The sequence below is a fragment of the Pseudomonas sp. JQ170C genome, from assembly GCF_035581345.1.
Taxonomy (GTDB): Bacteria; Pseudomonadota; Gammaproteobacteria; order Pseudomonadales; family Pseudomonadaceae; genus Aquipseudomonas.
On sequence record NZ_CP141608.1, the window covers coordinates 3,436,012 to 3,453,711 of the forward strand.

Consider the following 17,700-nt stretch of genomic DNA (forward strand, 5'->3'; position numbering starts at 1 on the left):
TACTCCTGTTGAAATTTTCATGTTCAGCGCCCGAACCGCAGGCTGTAGCTGACGCCCACGGTGCCGCCGGACTCGCCGCCGCCACCTTCGGGTGCCGATTGATACCCCATGGTCAACGCCAACTCGTCGTCGCCGAAGACCTCCATGCCGATACCGGTGCTGAAGCCGTAGTTGACGGTGTTGTCGATCCACTGCCAGCCGGCGTTGACGTCCAGCAACCAGGTGTACTGCCCGCGGGTACGGTTCAGCGCACCGGGGAAGCCACGGCGCCAGGAGCTGCCGATGTACAGCTGGCCGTAACGGTCAGGCAGCAAGTCGTCAGGACGGAGCTGATCGGGGTCGTCCAGGCCCAGGTCCTCGATGTCGATCGCGCCACCCCGGCTGCTGGCCAGGTGCGCAAGGTTGCGGTTGTCGAGGCTGTTGTGCTGGTAGTCCAGGCCACTGCGCAGTTCCCAGTTGGGGCCGGCGAACTGCAGGGTGTGGACGTACTCGACGCGCAGCGCCTGGCCGTTGCCCAGGTCATCGCCTTCACGGGTTTCAAACCAGCGCTGGCCGAGGTTCCACGACAACAGATCTCGCGCCGAGTAGCGATGCGCGCCCCCTACCCAAGCGCCGCTCTGCTGGCCCAGGGCCCGCATCAGGCCGGTATCTTCACTCTTGCGCTGCCATTCGCCGCCCACTTCAAGCGTGTCGCCTGGGGTCACCTGCCAACTGCGACTGATGCCCAGGCCGTTGCGGTCGTCGTCATCACGCTGGCTGGTGTCGGCCATCAACTTGAGCACGCCGTCGCTCAATTGCCGTTGCAGGGTCAGCTCGACGTTGCGCTCGGTGCCCAGGGCCGAACTGTCGAGGCTGTCGCCGTTGTAGTCGCCCTGCTCCAGGTCCAGCCGGGTGTACCAGTCATCGCCCAGGTAACGCGCCATGCTCACCCGTGGGCCACTGAACTCCGGCCCACCGTAGTTCTGCTGCTGCCAGCCGAACTGGATACCCTGGGGCGTGGCTTCGGTCAGGCCAATGGCCTGCTGGCGCAATTGATCGCGCATGGCCGCGGTCTGTTCGTCACCCAGTTCCGAAAGACTCAAGGCCAGGGCCTGGGACGGACGCCCCAGGTTGGTCAGCGCCTCGACTTTCTGGGCCGGGTCCAGCTCATTGCCGGCAATCAACTGCTCCAGTGCATTGCGGTCACGGCCGCTGAGGATTTCCTGGATCTGGTCGGCCCGCTCGATGCGCAAGCCACGGCTGCGCGCCCAGGCCAGCCAGTCGCCCTTTTGTGCCGACTGATTGATGGTGTCCAGGCGTGCCAGCATCTGGTCGAACCACAGCTGCAGCATCGGCTTGGAGCCGTCCTGCCACAGCAGCGCCTGGCCCTGGGCCTTGCGCGAGGAGTAGCTGGTAGACAACAGGCGCAGCCAGGTGGCGTAGCCCTGGGGGGTGGCGACCACCGTTTCCGGGGTGATTTCCCGGGTGAGGCGCAAGCGCAGGCGCTGGGCGCGGTCCACTTGGCCGGCCGACTCCAGGGCATCGGCGTAGGCGGCCTGGATCAGCCAGTCGACGTCATTGCCCTTGAGGTACAGGCGGTACCAGGCCAGCGCCTCGCGGCTTCGACCCAGTTGCTGGTTGGCGGCGGCAAACGGCAGCCACAGGGTGCTGTCGCGGCGTGCGAGCGGGCGCCATTGTTGCAGCAATGGCTTGAGCTCATTGCTGCGGCCCAGGTCCACATACAGCCAGAGCAGGCGCTCGCGGAACAGATTGTCGTGGGGGTAACGCTGCAACCCTTCCTGGTACAGGCGAATCGCCTCGTCCGGCTGCTTGTTGTGCGCGGCCAGGGCGCCACGCGCCGCCCAGACTTCGGCACGATCAGCGACCTGCGGCGCCTCCTTGGCCTCATCGAGCAAGGACGCTACCAGGGCCCATTCCTGCAGGTCCTGCGCCAGTTGCAAGGCGTAGACGAACTGCTCCGGCTCAAAGGTCCGGTGCCAGCTGTCGACCATCATGCGCAGGGCTTTTTGCGGGTCGCTCTGGCGGTAGAGGTTGATCAGCACACTCTCGTCACCACTGTTCAAGTGGCCTTTGAGCACCAGCAACTGCTCCAGGCTCTGGCGCAGGTCGTCGTCACGTTCCAGGGTCCAGGCAAGCTCGGAGCGGGTTTCCCAGTACTCGACTTCCTTGACGGTGCTGGTGTCGACCGCGTCGATCACCTGCCAGGCCGATTCGTTGTCGAAGTGCTTGAGGTGGTTGCTGACCCAATCCAGGCGCTCGGCCATGGTCAGCTTGAAATGCGCACTGAAGTTCTGCCAGGCCACCAGGCGCTCGTCGTACTGGCCGGTGTTCTCAAGGTTCTGCAGCAACCGCAGGTGTGCCAGCCGATGTTTGGGGTAGTGGCGCAAATAGCTGCGCAGCCAGTGCTCGGCATGCTCGGGGGTGCCACGGGATTCTTCGGCGTAGATCAGCGCATCGAGTTCGGTGTCGGTCAACGCACGACTGTGCATGATGTCGGCCAGCAGCGGGATGCCCTGGTCGAACTCGAAGCCCTGCAAGGCCAGGCGCCAGGCATGCTCGTACTGCCCGGGCTCGTTGTGCAGCTTGAACAGCGCCACCCAGTGTTGCAGCGCACCGGGGATGTCGCCCTGCCATTCGGCAATCAGCGCCAGTTGCTTGAGCAGGCCGATGTCTTCGGGCTCGTGCACCAGCAACTGTTCACCGGCGGCGCGCGCACCGGCCAGGTCACCGAAGGCCAGGCGCTTTTGCAGCTCCTTGCGCATCACCTCGGGGGTGTCGGGCTGCTCTTTGCGCCACAGCACAAAGAACTGCTCGGCCAGGTCCGGCCGGGCGTGGCCCACGGCAACGTCCACCGCCAGGTCGAGCAGCGCGGGTTCGTACTTGAGATCCGGCTGGGCCTTGATTTCGCGGGCCAGCAACTCGATGGCTTCTTCGCCGCGGTCGGTGGCCACCAAGTCCTTGAAGGCTGCGACCAGGTACTGCTGGCGCAGGGCCGGGTCCTGGCTGCCTTCGAGCAGTTGCACGTAGATCGCCGCAGCCTTGCCCGGCTGTTCGCTGGCCAGGTACCACTTGGCGGCTTGCTCAAGCCAGCTGGTCGCCTGCTCGGGTTGGCGCTTGGAAAGCTCGACAAAGCTGTCGGCAGCCACCGCCGGCACCCCGCTTGCGAGGGCAAGGCGGGACAGGGTCTGCAGTTGCGCGTCGGGCAATGCCTTGTAGTCGAAGGCACGGAAACGGCCGGCCAGGGCCTCGCGATCCGCGTCGCTCACGGGTGCGGCAGCAGTGGCGGTAGTGGTAGTGGTAGTGGCGGTAGAGGCGGCAGAGTTGGCCTTGCTGGCCATGACCTGAGCATCAAGCGCCAACTGGTAAAAGGGTTTGAGCACCGGGTCGGGGCTTGGCCACTCGTCCAGGTGCTTCTGTGCCCGGTCGAAGTGGTTCAGCTGCAGCAGCAGATCGAGCAACTGGGTACGCAGCTTCTGGTCTTCGGGATAGGCACCGAGCAGTACCTCGGCGTAGCCGGCCGAGACTTCGTCCAGCTCCTGGCCATTGGGCTGGAACACGTCTTCATTCTGCAGGGTGGCCCACAGCAGAATCCCCACCACCACGGCCACCGCCAGCAATGCCCAGCGGTTGAGCAGACGTGGACTCTTAGTTACAGGAGAGTTTTGCATCGCTCACCTGCCTGTAAGGAAGTTGGAAGTGCCAGAGACCCTGGGCCGCCTTGCCGGTAAATTGCTTGCCATTGACCTGTACGCTACAGGCGCCGGCCGAACGCACCGAAAACCGCAGATCGGTCTGCCCGTCAAAGCCGAAGCTCACTTGCTGGTCGTTGAGGTAGCGCCATTGGGTCAATGGCAGACTCGCCTCCTCCAGTGCCGGGCGCGGGTCGCGATCCGGGCGCAGCACCAGCCGGGCGTGGTCATCGCTCAAGTGCACATAACGCCCTTGCGGCAGGTCACGCACACCGGCCACACCCTCGGAGCGGCCAAGGTCCGGCCAGCCTTGCTGGGCATCCAGGCGCAAGGTGCGCAAGCCGTCCATGCCACGGACCTGCCAGCTGCCATCGGCGTTACGCGCAAGGCTGGACTGATACAGCCCGTGCAGGCGCGGCAGATAGTCGCTCATCCACAATGAAATCGGCTGCTGCGCGTTCATGTGCTTGTAGATGTCGGCCATGACCTTGATCGAGGCTTCCTTGGTGCCGGAATAGAAGTGGTAGTACAGGTGCAGGCCGCGCAGGCGCCGCGGCTTGTCGGTGAGCTGGAAGGTGTCGATTACATCGCGGAACCCGTAGTACGGCCCTTTCCACAAGTTGGTGTACATGTTCTCGTTGATGATCGGCGCGTAGTACTGCATGCCGCCGCTGGTGGGGCGCAGCAACGGTGACAGGCCGGTCAGTGACGGGTTGGCGTTGGTCATGATGGTCTGGCCACCGTTGACGTTGGCCAGCCCCGCATCATAGGCAATCTTGATGGTGTCGCCGCTGGGCAAGGCGTCACCGGGCCAGAACACCATTTTCACCGGCTTCTGCGGCGTGGTCAGGCGGCTGTTGATGTAGTCCCGCGAGCCGACGATTTCGCGGCGAAAATCCAGCTTGTCGTAGCCGGGAATCTTCAGGTGCAAACCGTATTCGGCGTGAAAGTCATCGCGCTTGACGGTTTTTTCCGGCTGCAGGAAGAACGGGTGGCTGTAGGTGTGGGTGGCCACTTCAACCTTGGGGTCGGCCAGCACTTCGCGCGCCAGCGGCTCAAGCTCCTTGGCCAGGTACGGGAACATGCCTTTGGGCGAGGTTTCGCCTTCAATGATGGACACCGAGGTCAGGTAAGGGTTGGCACGGATGAAGTCATCCAGCACTACGCGACCGGAGTACGGCGTGCCAGGGATCTCGGCACGCGACGGGAAACCGTCGCCATCAATGTGTACCGTGGCGATACGACGACCATTCTCGGTGGTGGTATCGGGGCGCGGCTGCATCGGCAGGCGCAAGGCCTTTTGCACGAACGCGAACGGGTCAAGCACCCAGCGGCTGCGTTCGGCGTTGGTTTCGATGACATAAGGCGCCAGGGCCATGCCGCCCCACTCGGCGGTGACGATAGGCGTGTACTTGCGGTTCTGGCCATCGCTGAGCACCAGGCCAGGCGTCGGTCCGTCGGGCTTTGCCGACACCAGGGTCAGGCCACGGCTGCGGGGCACCAGCGGCGCCTCGAACTTGCCGACCAGGCTGTCGTCCTGGCTGACCACCTGCAACGGGCCGGTTTTGCCGGGGGCGCGTTCGCTCAGGCCCAGGCGCTGCAACAGCGCCCCGTCTTCGATCGGCAGGCCGGCGAAAATCGCCAGTGGCACCTGCTCATCGAGGCGTTTGTTCACCCAGGTATAAAAAGCGCTGCTGTCTTCCGGCACGCCGTTGGTCATCCACAGCACCACGCCGGCGTACAAGCCATCGAAGCGATGTTGCGGCAGCGGCTGGTCGGTGGGCAGGTAATCGACCCGGTAGCCCAGGTACTCGAGCAGACCGCCCAGGAACAGATGGCCAGGGTTTTCGGTGAGGTCGCCTTCGCGCGGGTCGTACAACATGGCGATACGGCGCGGCTGCACTTCAACCGTGCTCAGGCTCATGCCGTCCAGGTCCGGGGTACTGATCACCGGGGTGAAACCTTCCTGGCTCAATTGCTTGGCCAGCTTGCGGGCTTCCTCGCGGCGTTCGCTTGGCAGGTAGTCGATGGCCACCAACGGGATGTTTTTTTCGCGCAGCGGCTTGAGCTTGCCTTCGAGCCACTGCTGGTCATCGGCCGGTACCGGGCGATAACGCTTGGCGCCAGGGTCCCAACCGGCATGGATCGACTCCACCGCCACCGCGCTGGCCACGCCGTCCAGTTCACCGAGCACTTCAAAGCCGCGGTTGAAAAACAGTTTGAGTTGCGGCTGGCGGCGGTGCAGCTCGCGCAGCAACGAGGCCAGCGCCTTGCGCTGGGCTTCCTGGTCGGCCTTGGGCAGCAGTTGGAAGCTGTCCAGGGTGTCGAGGAACAAGCCCGAGTAGCCCTGGGCCTTGAGCGCGGCGGCACGCTTGAACAGGTGCTCGCGCCAGGCGTCGGTGGTCAGGTCCATGACCTGGCTGTTCCAGGCCTGGTTGCGCATGGCGCTGGCGGCCTGGGTCAAGGCATTGCGCTGCAGGGCCGCGCGATCACCATCGAACTCGCCGATCGACAGGTAGGCGAAGGGTTGGCTGCCCAGGCGGCGCAGGGTCTCGACATCGGCGGAAGTCAAATGCCCAGGCTCTACAACCGTCCAGTCAAACTGGGCCAGTTCAGGCAGTGGCGGATTGTCTGCGTACCAGAATGCGACACTTGCAGGCCCGTTGTCCCGAGCCTGTGCGGCAAACCCTGCCATGCACAATGCCAGCGCTGAACACCAGCGCCAGGCAGTTGAGCGAACAACTGTCTTTTCCATAATCAACTCTTGATGTACTCGAACGATACGACGATCAATCGTCCCGGGGTTCACAGGCTGCGCAGAAGACACCTCAAGCCATCAGCCACCGTGGTGGGCTCATTCAATTTGAAGCGCTGCAGCAAGCGGCGGTTGTCGGCCCGCGAGTGACGGATGTCGCCCGGCCGTGCGGCTTGATAGCTGACCGACAAGGGGTTGTCGGTGGCGGCGTCGATGGCCTTGATCAGCTGATTGAGGCTGGTGGTGCGCCCCAACCCGACATTGACCGCCCCGCTCGCCGGCTCCTCGGTTTGCAGGGCCTGCAGCAGGATCTCGACCAGGTCGGCGACGTAGACGAAATCGCGGGTCTGCTCGCCGTCACCAAACACCGTGACGGGCTGTCGGTTGCGGCCTTTCTCGACGAAGATGCTGATGACCCCGGAGTACGGCGAGGAAGGGTCCTGGCGCGGCCCGAAGATGTTGAAAAAGCGCAACACCACCGGCTCCAGGCCATGCTGGCGACGATAGAAGTCGAGGTAGAACTCGCTGGCCAGCTTGTCGGCGGCGTAAGGGGTCAGCGGTGCCTTGGGGGTGTCTTCATCAATGGCCGTGCCTTCGCCGTTGCTGCCGTACACGGCGGCACTGGAGGCGAATACCACACGCTTGATACCGGCTGCCGCCATGCCCTGGCAAACGTTGAGGGTGCCGATGAAGTTGCTGCGGTGGGTGCCTGCCGGGTCATCGACCGAGGCCTGTACCGAGGCGACGGCCGCCAGGTGCACGACGGCGCTGCAACCTTGCAAGGCCTGGTTGACCACTTCAGCGTCGGCCACATCCCCCACTTGCAGTTCCAGGGCCGGATTGTCGAGTGGCAAGTTGGCTTTTTTACCGCTGGACAGGTTGTCCAGTACGCGCACTTGGTAGTGTCTGCTCAGTAACTTATCGACCAGATGCGAGCCAATAAATCCGGCGCCGCCGGTTACCAGTATGCGTTTAGCAGACATAAAGCGTCCCCCGATAAAACTCAGATAATGACCTCAGCAACAAGTTGTTTAAGGCCGCATTAATTCGCTGGATCGAGCGCCCTTGGCAACACGGTCTGAAAGTTATATTCGCCGACACTTACGGCTTCGTCCTGAGGCCTTTTTTATATTCACTAATAGCTAATAGCCATAATGTACTGCATGCATCATGACAGTTTTAATTCGCTCGTGTCAATAATCCGTTCTTTTCTATGTGATCGACCAAAATCGTCGGTTTTTTGTCACTCAAGGGTTCGGATCACCACGAAACGTCCGTGTTTTCGGGGAAATGCTCAGGTTCACACCCCACAACCTGTAAGCAAAACGGACACTTCCATTACGGGGAACTGTAGTAGGCGTTACTCATAAGTCCAATTGCCATCACTCTTTTGGTTGACAGGCATCTGACGCCAACGGATTCACACCGGATAAAAAAACAGCCGCAAGCGCCCCCCGCCCGGCTGCACGCCCTGGCTGTATAGCTTCTTCAATTACTTGTTTCTACAGGATTTATTGTGCATTTCTAGCGGCCGACGGCCCCTGACTTTGCTGTATCAATCGTGAGAATCCGGCGCGACTTTTATATCGCCTCCCAGGGCCAATAAACAGGTAGGAGCGGGCTTGCCCCGCGAGCATCCGGCACGGCAGTCGCCCCCATCGCCTGAATGGACGACGCCCGCTACCTTTCACCCGTTTACACTCCGCGGTCTGCAGCATCACGACAATCACAACAAAGGCTTGCCATGAACGACCTGATTACCCGTGACCTCGACAATGGCCTGTTGACCCTGACCTTCAACCGGCCAGACAAACTCAACGCCCTGAACAACGCCATGTACAGCCAGCTGGGCGACCTGCTGCTGGCCGCCGGCGAAGATGCCCGGGTCGAGGTTGTCCTCATCACCGGAGGGCCCCAGTGCTTCAGTGCAGGCAACGACCTCAAGGACTTTCTCGACAACCCGCCCAGCGACATGGATAGCCCCGTGTTTCGCCTGATGCGCATCGTGATGGCGCTGGACAAGCCGTTGATTGCGGCGGTGTCGGGCGCGGCCATTGGTATCGGCACCACCCTGCTGTTGCACTGCGACCAGGTGCTGGTCAGCCGCTCGGCCAAACTGCGCATGCCGTTCGTGCCATTGGGCGTGTGCCCCGAATTTGGTTCCAGCTTGCTGCTGCCTCAATTGCTGGGCCATGCCCGCGCGGCGCGGTTGCTGCTGTGCAATGAAATGCTCAGCGGCGAACAGGCGCTCGAGTGGGGACTGGCCAACGAACTGCATGAAGATGGCGAACAGTGCCTGGCCGCGGCGCGGAAACTGGCGGCGCGGTTGCAGGCCATGCCGCAGGACGCATTGCGGGTCAGCAAGCGCTTGCTCAAGGACACCCAGCGGGCGGCGCTGGAGGCCACCGTCCAGCGTGAAAGCCTGCTGTTCATCGAGCGGCTGCAGGCCCCCGAGACGAAGGCGGCATTGCGGGCATTGGTCAAGGATTGACGGCCATCGCGGGGCACGCCGGCGCCTGTGCAAGACCGCTGCCCTGGCTGGCGAGCAGGCCGGGAACTGCTAGCGTTGTACAGGCAATCTTCACCCTTGCCCCACGGCATTTGCCAAGGAACGAAAGCCGATGAATTCCACCCTGCGCGCTACCCTGCTCTGCTCTGCCCTCGTTGTGCTGGCCGGTTGTGCCAGCTCCCGGGTCGATCCCAGCCAATACTCCGGTTTTCTCAAGGACTACAGCCGTTTGAAAGAGGCCGAGAGTATCTCCGGTGCGCCGGTGATGCGCTGGATCGACCCCAACCTCAAGGCCGCCCGCTACACCCAGGTGTTCATCGAGCCCAGCCAGTTCTATCCCAAGCCCCACCCCACCGAAGTGATCTCGTCGCAGACACTGCAGGAGATCACCCGCTACTACGACACCGCGCTCAAGCGTGAGCTCGGCGCCGTGGTACCGCTGGCCAAGGCCCCCGGCCCGAATGTGCTGGTGGTGCGCCCGGCGATTACCGCCGTGGCGACCCACAACGAAGGCCTCAGGCCGTATGAAGTGATTCCCATCGCCCTGGTGGCGGCAGCGGTAAATACCGCCGCCGGGGGCCGCGACCAGGATGTCGACATTGCCACCGAAGCTGCGTTCCTCGACGGCGGCAACAACGCAGTGCTAGCCCAGGTGGTGCGCAAGGGCGCCGGCAAGGAGCTCGAGAACGACACCACCAAGCTGACCGTCCAGGACGTCAAGCCGGTGCTCGACAGCTGGGCAACCGACATGCGCCGCAGCTTCGTGAAGTTCAAGAGCGAGGCGCATTAATCGCTCAGTTGGCTGTCGATGACAATGCTGCCGCTGAGCAGCTTGCGTACCGGACAGGCATTGGCCACGCCCAGCAGGCGCTCGCGCTGGGCAGCATCGAGATCACCGTGCAGTTCGATCACACGCTTGATCTCGGTGCGCATGGGCGCACTCTTCTCTTCCTTGGTGATATCCAGCTGCACATGTACATGCTGCAGCGGCCATTCCTTGCGCCGGGCATACATCGACAAGGTAATCGCGGTACACGCACCCAATGCCGAGAGCAGCAGTTGATGGGGGTTCGGGCCGCTGTCACGGCCGCCAAGCGCCTGGTTCTCGTCGGCCAGCCACTGGTTCACGCCGGCGGAGAGGTTGACGGTGTAAGGGATCTCTCCCAGTTCGGCATGCACGGTTGAATCGGTCATCTGCAGGGGCTTCCTTGGCAATGGCCAAGCCAGAAGGGCCTGGCGCGAGTGTGCTTACACTAGCGTCAGGCCCTTTGCCTGTGAAGCCACATTCACGGTCTGCAGTGTCCTGCGGTTAGAACAGCTTGAGGAAGTTGAAGTACAGCCGAGGTTCCTTGCCGTTGTGATCCTCCAGCTCTTCGGCCGACACCGAGCGCGTCAGCGGGAACGCCAGTTCAGGCGACAGGTACATGTCCTTGGCGACCTGGAAGTGGGCGCCGAAGCCTGCCGACGACAGGCTCTGCGAGCCGAAATAATCAGGGCTGTTGTTCCACACCTTGCCCACGTCCCAGAAGCCGTAGTACTGCGTCGGCACACGGTAGTCCTTGACCTGGTGCGCGGTGTTGTACTGCAGCTCGACCTTGCCCGCGATACCGTTGTCGGCGGCGATTTCCGAAGGGTCGTAGCCGCGACCGAACTGGCTGCCGCCCACCCCGAACTGTTCGGGCGACAGCAGCGCATTGCCGAAGGCCGTCTGGCCTGTCAGGGCCAGGTAGAGGTTCAGCCCCTCGAGCACCTTGCTCAGGTCCTGGATGCGCTGGGCATCGTATTGCAGTTTGGTGAAATCGGTCTGGCCGCCCTCCCGCGAGGGGTTGGCGCGACCTTCGTCGCTGGCGCCCAGTACGTCCAGGCCTTTGCTCACTTCCGCTTTCAGTAAGTTGCGCCCACCGTACCGGTCGGTGAAGTCCCAGCTGGCGCCCAGGCGCAGGGCACGAATGCGGTCATCGCTGGACGGTGCCTGGTCCGGGTCGTCCAGGTACTCGGCCTTGCCGTTGAACCAGGTGAACGCGGCAGACGTCTTGAAGGTTTCGGCACGGGTACGAATCCACGGATGGGCGATGCGCACGGCCAGGGTATCGCCGCTGCTGTTGGCATTAAGGAAATCGAAGGTATCGGCGTTGCCGTCGTTGTGCTGTGCCAGCACGCTCAGCACCGTACCCTGGCTACCCAGCGGCAGTTCGTACTGGCCTTCGTAGAACGCCATCTTGTCGCCTTCGACCGAACGCCCAAGACGCAGCGACAGATGATCGCCCAGGCCCAGCGGATCGTTCAGGCCGATCCCGCCATACACCTGCCAGGGTCCGAAGTAGCGGCTGTCGCGGTTGTCGAAGCCAATGAAACCTTCCCAGCGGCGCAGCTCGTTGGCAACGTCCAGGTCAGTCCCCGGCCCCACGCTCGAAGGCGACAACACCGCCCGGCTGTCCACGCCCGAGAGGTCGTTCATCAGCAGCAGGTTACGTTCCAGGGTCTTGCCGGTCAGTGGCGCTTCATTGCGAATGTTCGCGGCGTAGCGCTCCACGGCCTTGTTGCTGGGCCCGCTGATCTTGACCTGGTTGACCTTGCCTTCGACCACCTGCAAGCGCAGCAGGCCCTTGTCGACTTTTTGTGCCGGAACAAAAGTGCGCACCAGCAAAAAGCCGTCGTCGCGGTAGCGCTGGGTGATCTGGTCGGTCACGGCATTCACCTCGCCCAGCGTCACCTGCCTGCCTTCGAGCCCCTTGAGCAAGCTGGCGAAGGTGCCTTGCGGGTAATGATCGGCACCGTCGAGGATCACCTTGCTGACTTTGAAGCGGGTGCTGCTGGCGGTCAGTGGCCGTGGCTGGGCAGGCGCCTGTACCTCGGGCGCCGGTGGCGAGACCCGGGTCGGCGACAGCTCCAGGCTGCCGGGCATCTCCACGACCGGGCTGCGCCGACCGTCCGGGCCGGGGGTTTCCACGCGTCCCGGGTCCAGGCCGCTGAGCGGCGCTGCCAGTACCGGTTGAACAGCCAGGGCGACGGCGATGCACAGGGCCAGGGCCGATTTTTGCGCGAAAGTGTTCATGATTATTTGCCTCCTTTTTGAGGCTGTTCCAGGTGACGGGGGATCACACTGCGGTTCCAGTCAGGGATCTGAAATTTGCCGTCCTTGAGCAAGCCATTGGCATAGGTCAGCACGTCGGAGACGTCTGGCAGGCGGTCCTGCTTGTCGCCATAGGCGCGGGGCTTGCACACCAGCTGAACGGCGTAGGTGCGGGCAACAGCCGGGGTTACCGAGTAATTGGCCACCACCGCCGACGGCGACTCCAGGGCGGTGCAGCGTTCGCTGCCCGGGGCCTGGGCACTGATGGCCACGCCTTCTGCCCGGGGTTGCAGTGGTGTTGGCGGCGCGGCCGGGTCGGCGGGATCGGGCAGATTGGCCGGTGCGGGTACGTCACCTGGCACATCAACGGGCCCATCGGGCGGCACCATGGGGCCGGTGATGGTCAAGGTGCCGTCATAGAAGGTCACCTGGTAGTTGGCTCCGGCATCGATACCGTTCTGGCCAATGGCATAGGGGCCGACGGCTTCACCCGGATCACGCTTGAGGCCCACCGCCACCCCGTCGTTGTACTTGAGGCCCTCGACACTGTGGGTCAGCGCCGGGTCGGCCTGGCCCTGGACCTTGCTCTTGTCATCGGCACGGATCACCAGGGGCGCCGGAGTAATGGTCAGTACACCGTCCTTGAAGGTCAGGCTGTAGTTGCCGCTGGTGCTGCGCAGCTCGCCCTGGCCGATCTGGTAGTGGCCGACGTTTTCGCCGGCGCGGGTGCCGGCGCCGGCACGTGCCAGGGCACCCGCGTTGAGCAGTTGATCCGGGGTTTCGCCAAATTTCTGCCCGCTCATGTCGTAGCCCAGGTGCGGGTCGCTGTCGCCATAGACCTTGCTCTGGTCACGGGCGGTAACGGTCAGAGGTGCCGGGGTGATGCTCAACACACCGTCGCGCACTTGGGTCTGGTAGCGCTGGTTGACGAAGTCACCGGTGCTGGCAGCACCGCTGATGGCGTAGTGGCCAACGTCGGAGCGTTGGGTGGCGCTGGTCTGCGGGGTCAGGTTGACGGCAAAGCGTGGGTCGCCCAGTTGCTCACCCACATACTGATCGAGTGCCTGCACGGCCTGGGTGTTGCTGTCGCCGGGGTTGGCCAGTACCAGTGGCCCATGACTGAAGGCCGGGTTGGCATCGCCATACTGGCGGCTGGCGTCGTCGACCTGCACGGCCAGCTTGGCCTGGTTGGCGTTGAGCCTGACGGCATCGGCGCCGGCGTCCTGGGTTTCGAGGAAATGCACCCGCGCCCGTTCCAGCAACGGCCCGGCAGGCGCCTGGCCATCCTTGGGCTGTGCCCAGGCCTGGTCGTTCATCAGCCAGGCCAGCACGCCGTCCACCCGGGTGACCTTGTCGCCCAGGGCCACCACCAATTGCTCGGAGGTGCCGTCCTGGCTGTTGTGCTGGATCTCGCCCTGGTTCATGGCGCCGCCGATGGCGTAGTCATCCACGCCCCAGCCGGCGTCGGCTCCATTGCGTGGGTCCTTGGCGACCATCACCACGCCTTTGTAGGCGTCCAGGGCAAAGCCGACAGGCAGGTCACCGACCTCGACGCCATTTTTCTCGACCCGGGTCAGTGCGGTTTTGCCGCTATCGGGCATGAGTTTCCAGTGATCACCGCGGCTGTCGGTAAAGCTCAGGCCGTTGACCAGGTAGTCGGAGCTGTCCAGGTAGTTCATCAGGATGTTGGGGTCGATGGGCTGGCCGTTGGCACCGACGAAGCCGGCGGCCTCGAACACCAGGTAATCAAAGCGCTGGCCGCTCTGCTCCAGGGTCACATTGACCGGTGAGTCCACCCCGGAGCCGGGCGATGCAGTGACGTCCTGAAAGCCCACATACTTGATCTGCTGGGCGCTGACGCCATTCATGCTTTCACCCGAATACGGCGCCACCACGGCACCGGTAGTGGTCGTGCCGCTGGCGTTGGTCTGGTTGAACTGGAACACCCCGTTGCTGGCCTGGCCGGCCAGGGTGCCGGCATGGTTCAGGGCGCTGTCGAGCAGGACACTGGCGCCCTGCACGGCCACCCTGGAGCCGATCAGGGCGGTGTTGGCATCCTGAATCACCGAGGCGGTGTTGGCGGTCTTGATCCAGATGGTGCCGTTGCCGACATCGACTATTGCGCGCTTGCCATAGGCCGCTGCGCCACTGTCGGCCGGGGTCGAGAGATCGTTCAGGCGTACATCGCCGGTGGCCGCGATGTACAGGTTGCCGTCCTTGAGCAGGATCGGCGCGTTGATGTGTACCGAGCCGCTGTCATTGCGCTTGGCTTTGTCCAGCGCCGAACCGCTGCCCTGGCTGTCGTAGTCGGTGACGCTGCCCACGGTGCCACTGGCAATCAGCGCCAGGGTCTTGCCGCTACCCACCACCGGGGCAACGATCGGGGCGTTGACGTTGATGCGTTCGCGGGCCTCGATGCGCACGTCGTTGTTGGCCAGGCTGTTGGCGATCACCGCGTTGCTGACGTTATCGCCGGTGGGCACTTCGACGATGTCAATGCGATCCGGGTCCAGCAGCCAGAGGCCCGATGTTGCGCCGCCGGAGGCATCCACGGCGGCGTCGCCGGTGACGCTCAGGCGCTTGCCCGAGGTTTCCACCACCCCGCCCTGGATACCGCCCTTGGCACTGGCCTTGCCGGCAAACTCGGTAGTGCCCGAGGACCAGACCACGACCTTGCCACCCTCGCGGGCGCCATCGGCCCTGAGCTGCGCGCCCTTCTCTACCCGGGTGGCCTTGGCCGCCTGCTCCGGGCCTTTGCCCTGGAAGCTGCCGCCTATCAGCGCGGTGCCGCCTTTGCCGGCGCTACCGGAAACATCGACCTTGGCGCTGCCGGCCAGCGTCACCTGGTCGCCCAGTACGCTGACCTGGCCACCGTCCCGCCCCTGGGCCGACAGATTGCCCACGACCTGGGTCTGCTCGGCGTTGCCCAGCACGATGGTGCCACCCTGATTGCTGACCGAATCGGCAATCACGGCGCCACCGACACTGATCACCGAATCCAGGTGCCTGGCGGCGCGCTGGGCACTCATCGCCACCACGCCTTCGCCCACCTCGATCTGGCCACTGTTGCTGACGCCACCCTTGAGGCTGGGGTCGACGCTGTTGGCCTCGGCGGGCGAACCGCCAACGGCCAGGCTGATCAGGCCGTCGCCATGAAAGTCGAGAGTGGCCCTGGGACCGGTGGCCAGGTTGACCTGGCCTTTGCGCGCCTGAATCACACCGGCGTTCTCGACCTGGGCGCCGAGCAATGCCACGGTGCCGTTGTCGAACACGCTGATCTTGCCGTCGTTGCGCACCAGGCCCTTGAGCTGGATGTCCAGCTTGCCGCCGTTGGCGAACTCGCGTGCCTGCTCGTCGGTGATCACCCCGGCGCTGGCCAGCAATGCACTGGTCGACACCCGGGCGTTGGGGCCAAACCAGATGCCGTTGGGGTTGAGCAGCAGCACCTGGCCGTTGGAGGTGAGCACGCCCATGATCTTCGACGGATCACTGCCGATAACCCGGTTCAGGGTCACCGAGGTGCCGTCGGGCTGCTGGATATGGACCTTGTTGTCGGGGCCGATGCTGAACCGCTGCCAATTGATCCCGGTGCGCGGGGTGCTGGTGTCGATCTGCATGTTCGGCCCGCTCTGGTTGATGGCGCCTTGGCCCGAAATGACCTGGCCACCCTGGGGCAGTTCATTGGCGAACAGCTCGCAAGGGGCCATGGCATCGCCTGCTGCCAGGGCAATGGCCAGGAACAAAGGCGTCAGCGCCAGGCGCTGGGGGCTGCTGAGTCGGGTGGAACGTTTCATGGACCATCTCCTCAATCTGCGCAGCGAAGGGGCTGCGGGGTTGAGGCGATCATTGGCCTTGCGGGGGGCGGTACGGGATCAGGGGATCATGAGAATGCTGTAGGGGGCGCACTACAAGCCATACCAGGCGCCCACCCGATCGGGTGCGGGGGATCAGCTACAACGTGGCCTGGGGCAGGCGCAGGCGCAAGGTCAGAAGATGGCCGCCCTGGGGTGGCCAGTGCCAGCGCAATTGCCCGCCCATCAATTGCGCCAGGCGCTCGCACAGCACCAGTGCCGGTTGCGGGTTATCGCTCGGCGGATCGAGGCGTGCATCGGGCTGCCGCGCACCGACGCGCAGCTCCCAGAGCATTTCGGCATGCCCCAGCAGTGCGCTGCTGGCGGTGACCTGCAACGGCCCCGCGACCCACTGCCCACAGTGGCGGAGCAACAGGCCGACAATCTGCTGATAACGCCCACGGTCGACCCAGCCTGGGGACGGCGATTGCGGCGCCTGCCACTCGGCACTCACGACGCCGTCGGCAGTGGCCGCCTGCAGCGTATCGCGGGTCAGGCGCAGCAGGTCAGTCGCCCGCGGCCTGAGCAGCAGTGTCCCGCTCTCCAGGTCCGCCAGGTCCAGCAGCACGCCGATGCGGTCAAGTATCTGCCGCGTGTCGTGCCGCGCCTGCTGCAAGGCCGGGCTGTCCTCGAAGGTGGCGGCCACCTCGCGCAAGCGCCGGGCGATCATTTCCAGCATCTGCCGGAACTCCTCGCCAACCCGGTGCAGGAACATCAACCGCGCCCGCCTCACCGCAAGGTTCTGCTCATTGGCATGGGTCAGGCTGATCAGGGCCTGTTCATGTTCGGTCATGTCAACGAAGGAGCACAGCATGCCCACCAGCGCCCCCTGTGCATCCCGGTACGGCGCCCCCCAGTGATGCAGGGCACGTTTGCGGCCACGGTCGTGGATCACCAGTTCGAGGCTGTAGGGCTGCTGCGCGGCGACCGCTTGCAGGTAGTGCTGGTGAAACTGCAGGGCCTCCTGCGGCGGTACCCGTTCGCTGTCGATGACCCGCTTGCCCACCGCTTGCTCCAGGGTGGTATCGAGCACTTCCTGAAAGCGCCGGTTGCAGGTCAGCAGATAGCCTTCGACATCGCGCAGGCACACCGGCATCGGCATGGCCTCGAACAGTTCGTGAAAGTACTGGTCGCGGTGCTCGTCGGGCAAGGCGCTGGCGGTGGTCGGCAGGCGTTCGAGCAAGCCGCCGCGCCAGGCGATTTCCAGCAGCTCGGCAAGCGAGCCGGCATTGAGCTTTTGCAGCAGGCGCGCCTTGTAGGTACTGACCGTACGGTCGCTCAGGTTCAGCTCGTCGGCGGTGTCCTTGTTGCTGCGACCATTGACCAGGTACTGCAGCACAGTACGCTCCCGCGGGGACAGGTTGCGCAGTTGCTCGTCTTCGGCTTGCAGGCCTTGCGGTGCGGCAACGCTGCCCAGGCTTCTGACCGGAAACCACGCATGGCCATGAAGCAAGGTACGCACCGCTTCACCGAGCTCCTCCACCCCCTCAAGCTTGCTGACAAACCCCGAAGCGCCCGCCTGCAGGCACAGGCCGGCGATGTGCTCGGTACTTTGCGCGGTGAGGACCAGGGTGCGGGTGGAGCTTTGCCGTTGATGCAGGCGGCGGATCACTTCCAGCCCGCCCAGCCGGGGCAGCGCAAGGTCCAGGATCAGCAGCGCGGGCTTGAGGGCCAGCGCCTGTTGCAGGGCATCGGCGCCGTTGTCCAGGGCCGCCACCACCTGGTGGCCCTGGGCGTCGAGCAAGGCCTGCACGGCGGCGCGCAGCAAAGGTTGCTCGTCTGCAATCACGATTGTGTGCATGGCCATCGCTCCTGCGAAGTAT

9 protein-coding genes are annotated in these 17,700 nt (G+C 64.1%); 2 read left to right on the plus strand and 7 right to left on the minus strand.

Translation table 11 applies throughout. The annotated features are described in order from the left end of the window. Nucleotides 1–23 precede the first annotated feature (23 nt). The 3 genes from U9R80_RS15425 to U9R80_RS15435 are packed head-to-tail and all read right to left on the minus strand — an operon-like array spanning nucleotide 24 to nucleotide 7,427. The gene (locus tag U9R80_RS15425) at nucleotides 24–3,668 is read right to left on the minus strand and encodes a tetratricopeptide repeat protein (protein WP_301842409.1); all 3,645 of its coding nucleotides are present in this window, start codon (nucleotides 3,666–3,668) and stop codon (nucleotides 24–26) included. After that, on the minus strand, nucleotides 3,646–6,444 hold the full coding sequence (locus U9R80_RS15430) for a bifunctional glycoside hydrolase 114/ polysaccharide deacetylase family protein (protein ID WP_301842407.1): 2,799 nt from the start codon (nucleotides 6,442–6,444) through the stop codon (nucleotides 3,646–3,648). Before U9R80_RS15430 ends, U9R80_RS15425 begins: the two co-directional genes overlap by 23 nt. Before the next feature lie 50 nt (nucleotides 6,445–6,494). Beyond that, nucleotides 6,495–7,427 carry an NAD-dependent epimerase/dehydratase family protein gene (locus U9R80_RS15435; protein WP_301842406.1) on the minus strand — a complete coding sequence of 311 codons (933 nt, stop codon included), beginning with the start codon at nucleotides 7,425–7,427 and terminating at the stop codon, nucleotides 6,495–6,497. Between the two features lie 761 nt (nucleotides 7,428–8,188). Between U9R80_RS15435 and U9R80_RS15440 the strand changes: the two genes are divergently transcribed. Together U9R80_RS15440 and U9R80_RS15445 are read left to right on the plus strand one after the other, a co-directional pair. Further along, nucleotides 8,189–8,935: an enoyl-CoA hydratase gene (locus U9R80_RS15440; protein WP_301842405.1), complete on the plus strand. Its 747-nt coding sequence runs from the start codon at nucleotides 8,189–8,191 to the stop codon at nucleotides 8,933–8,935. 130 nt (nucleotides 8,936–9,065) lie between these two features. After that, nucleotides 9,066–9,743 carry a DUF3313 domain-containing protein gene (locus U9R80_RS15445; RefSeq protein WP_301842404.1) on the plus strand — a complete coding sequence of 226 codons (678 nt, stop codon included), beginning with the start codon at nucleotides 9,066–9,068 and terminating at the stop codon, nucleotides 9,741–9,743. On the opposite strand, the gene U9R80_RS15450 is transcribed toward U9R80_RS15445, so the two are convergent. The 4 genes from U9R80_RS15450 to U9R80_RS15465 all read right to left on the minus strand — a co-directional run bounded on the left by U9R80_RS15450 (nucleotide 9,740) and on the right by U9R80_RS15465 (nucleotide 17,678). After that, a complete protein-coding gene (locus tag U9R80_RS15450) occupies nucleotides 9,740–10,147 on the minus strand; it encodes an OsmC family protein (RefSeq protein WP_301842403.1) in 408 nt (135 codons plus the stop codon). The genes U9R80_RS15445 and U9R80_RS15450 overlap by 4 nt on opposite strands. A gap of 115 nt (nucleotides 10,148–10,262) precedes the next feature. After that, on the minus strand, nucleotides 10,263–12,008 hold the full coding sequence (locus U9R80_RS15455; protein ID WP_301842402.1) for a ShlB/FhaC/HecB family hemolysin secretion/activation protein: 1,746 nt from the start codon (nucleotides 12,006–12,008) through the stop codon (nucleotides 10,263–10,265). Nucleotides 12,009–12,010: 2 nt separating this feature from the next. Further along, on the minus strand, nucleotides 12,011–15,820 hold the full coding sequence (locus U9R80_RS15460; protein WP_301842401.1) for an MBG domain-containing protein: 3,810 nt from the start codon (nucleotides 15,818–15,820) through the stop codon (nucleotides 12,011–12,013). 157 nt (nucleotides 15,821–15,977) lie between these two features. Continuing rightward, nucleotides 15,978–17,678 (minus strand): response regulator, encoded by a 1,701-nt coding sequence (locus U9R80_RS15465; RefSeq protein ID WP_301842400.1) that lies wholly within the window; start codon nucleotides 17,676–17,678, stop codon nucleotides 15,978–15,980. Nucleotides 17,679–17,700 lie beyond the last annotated feature (22 nt).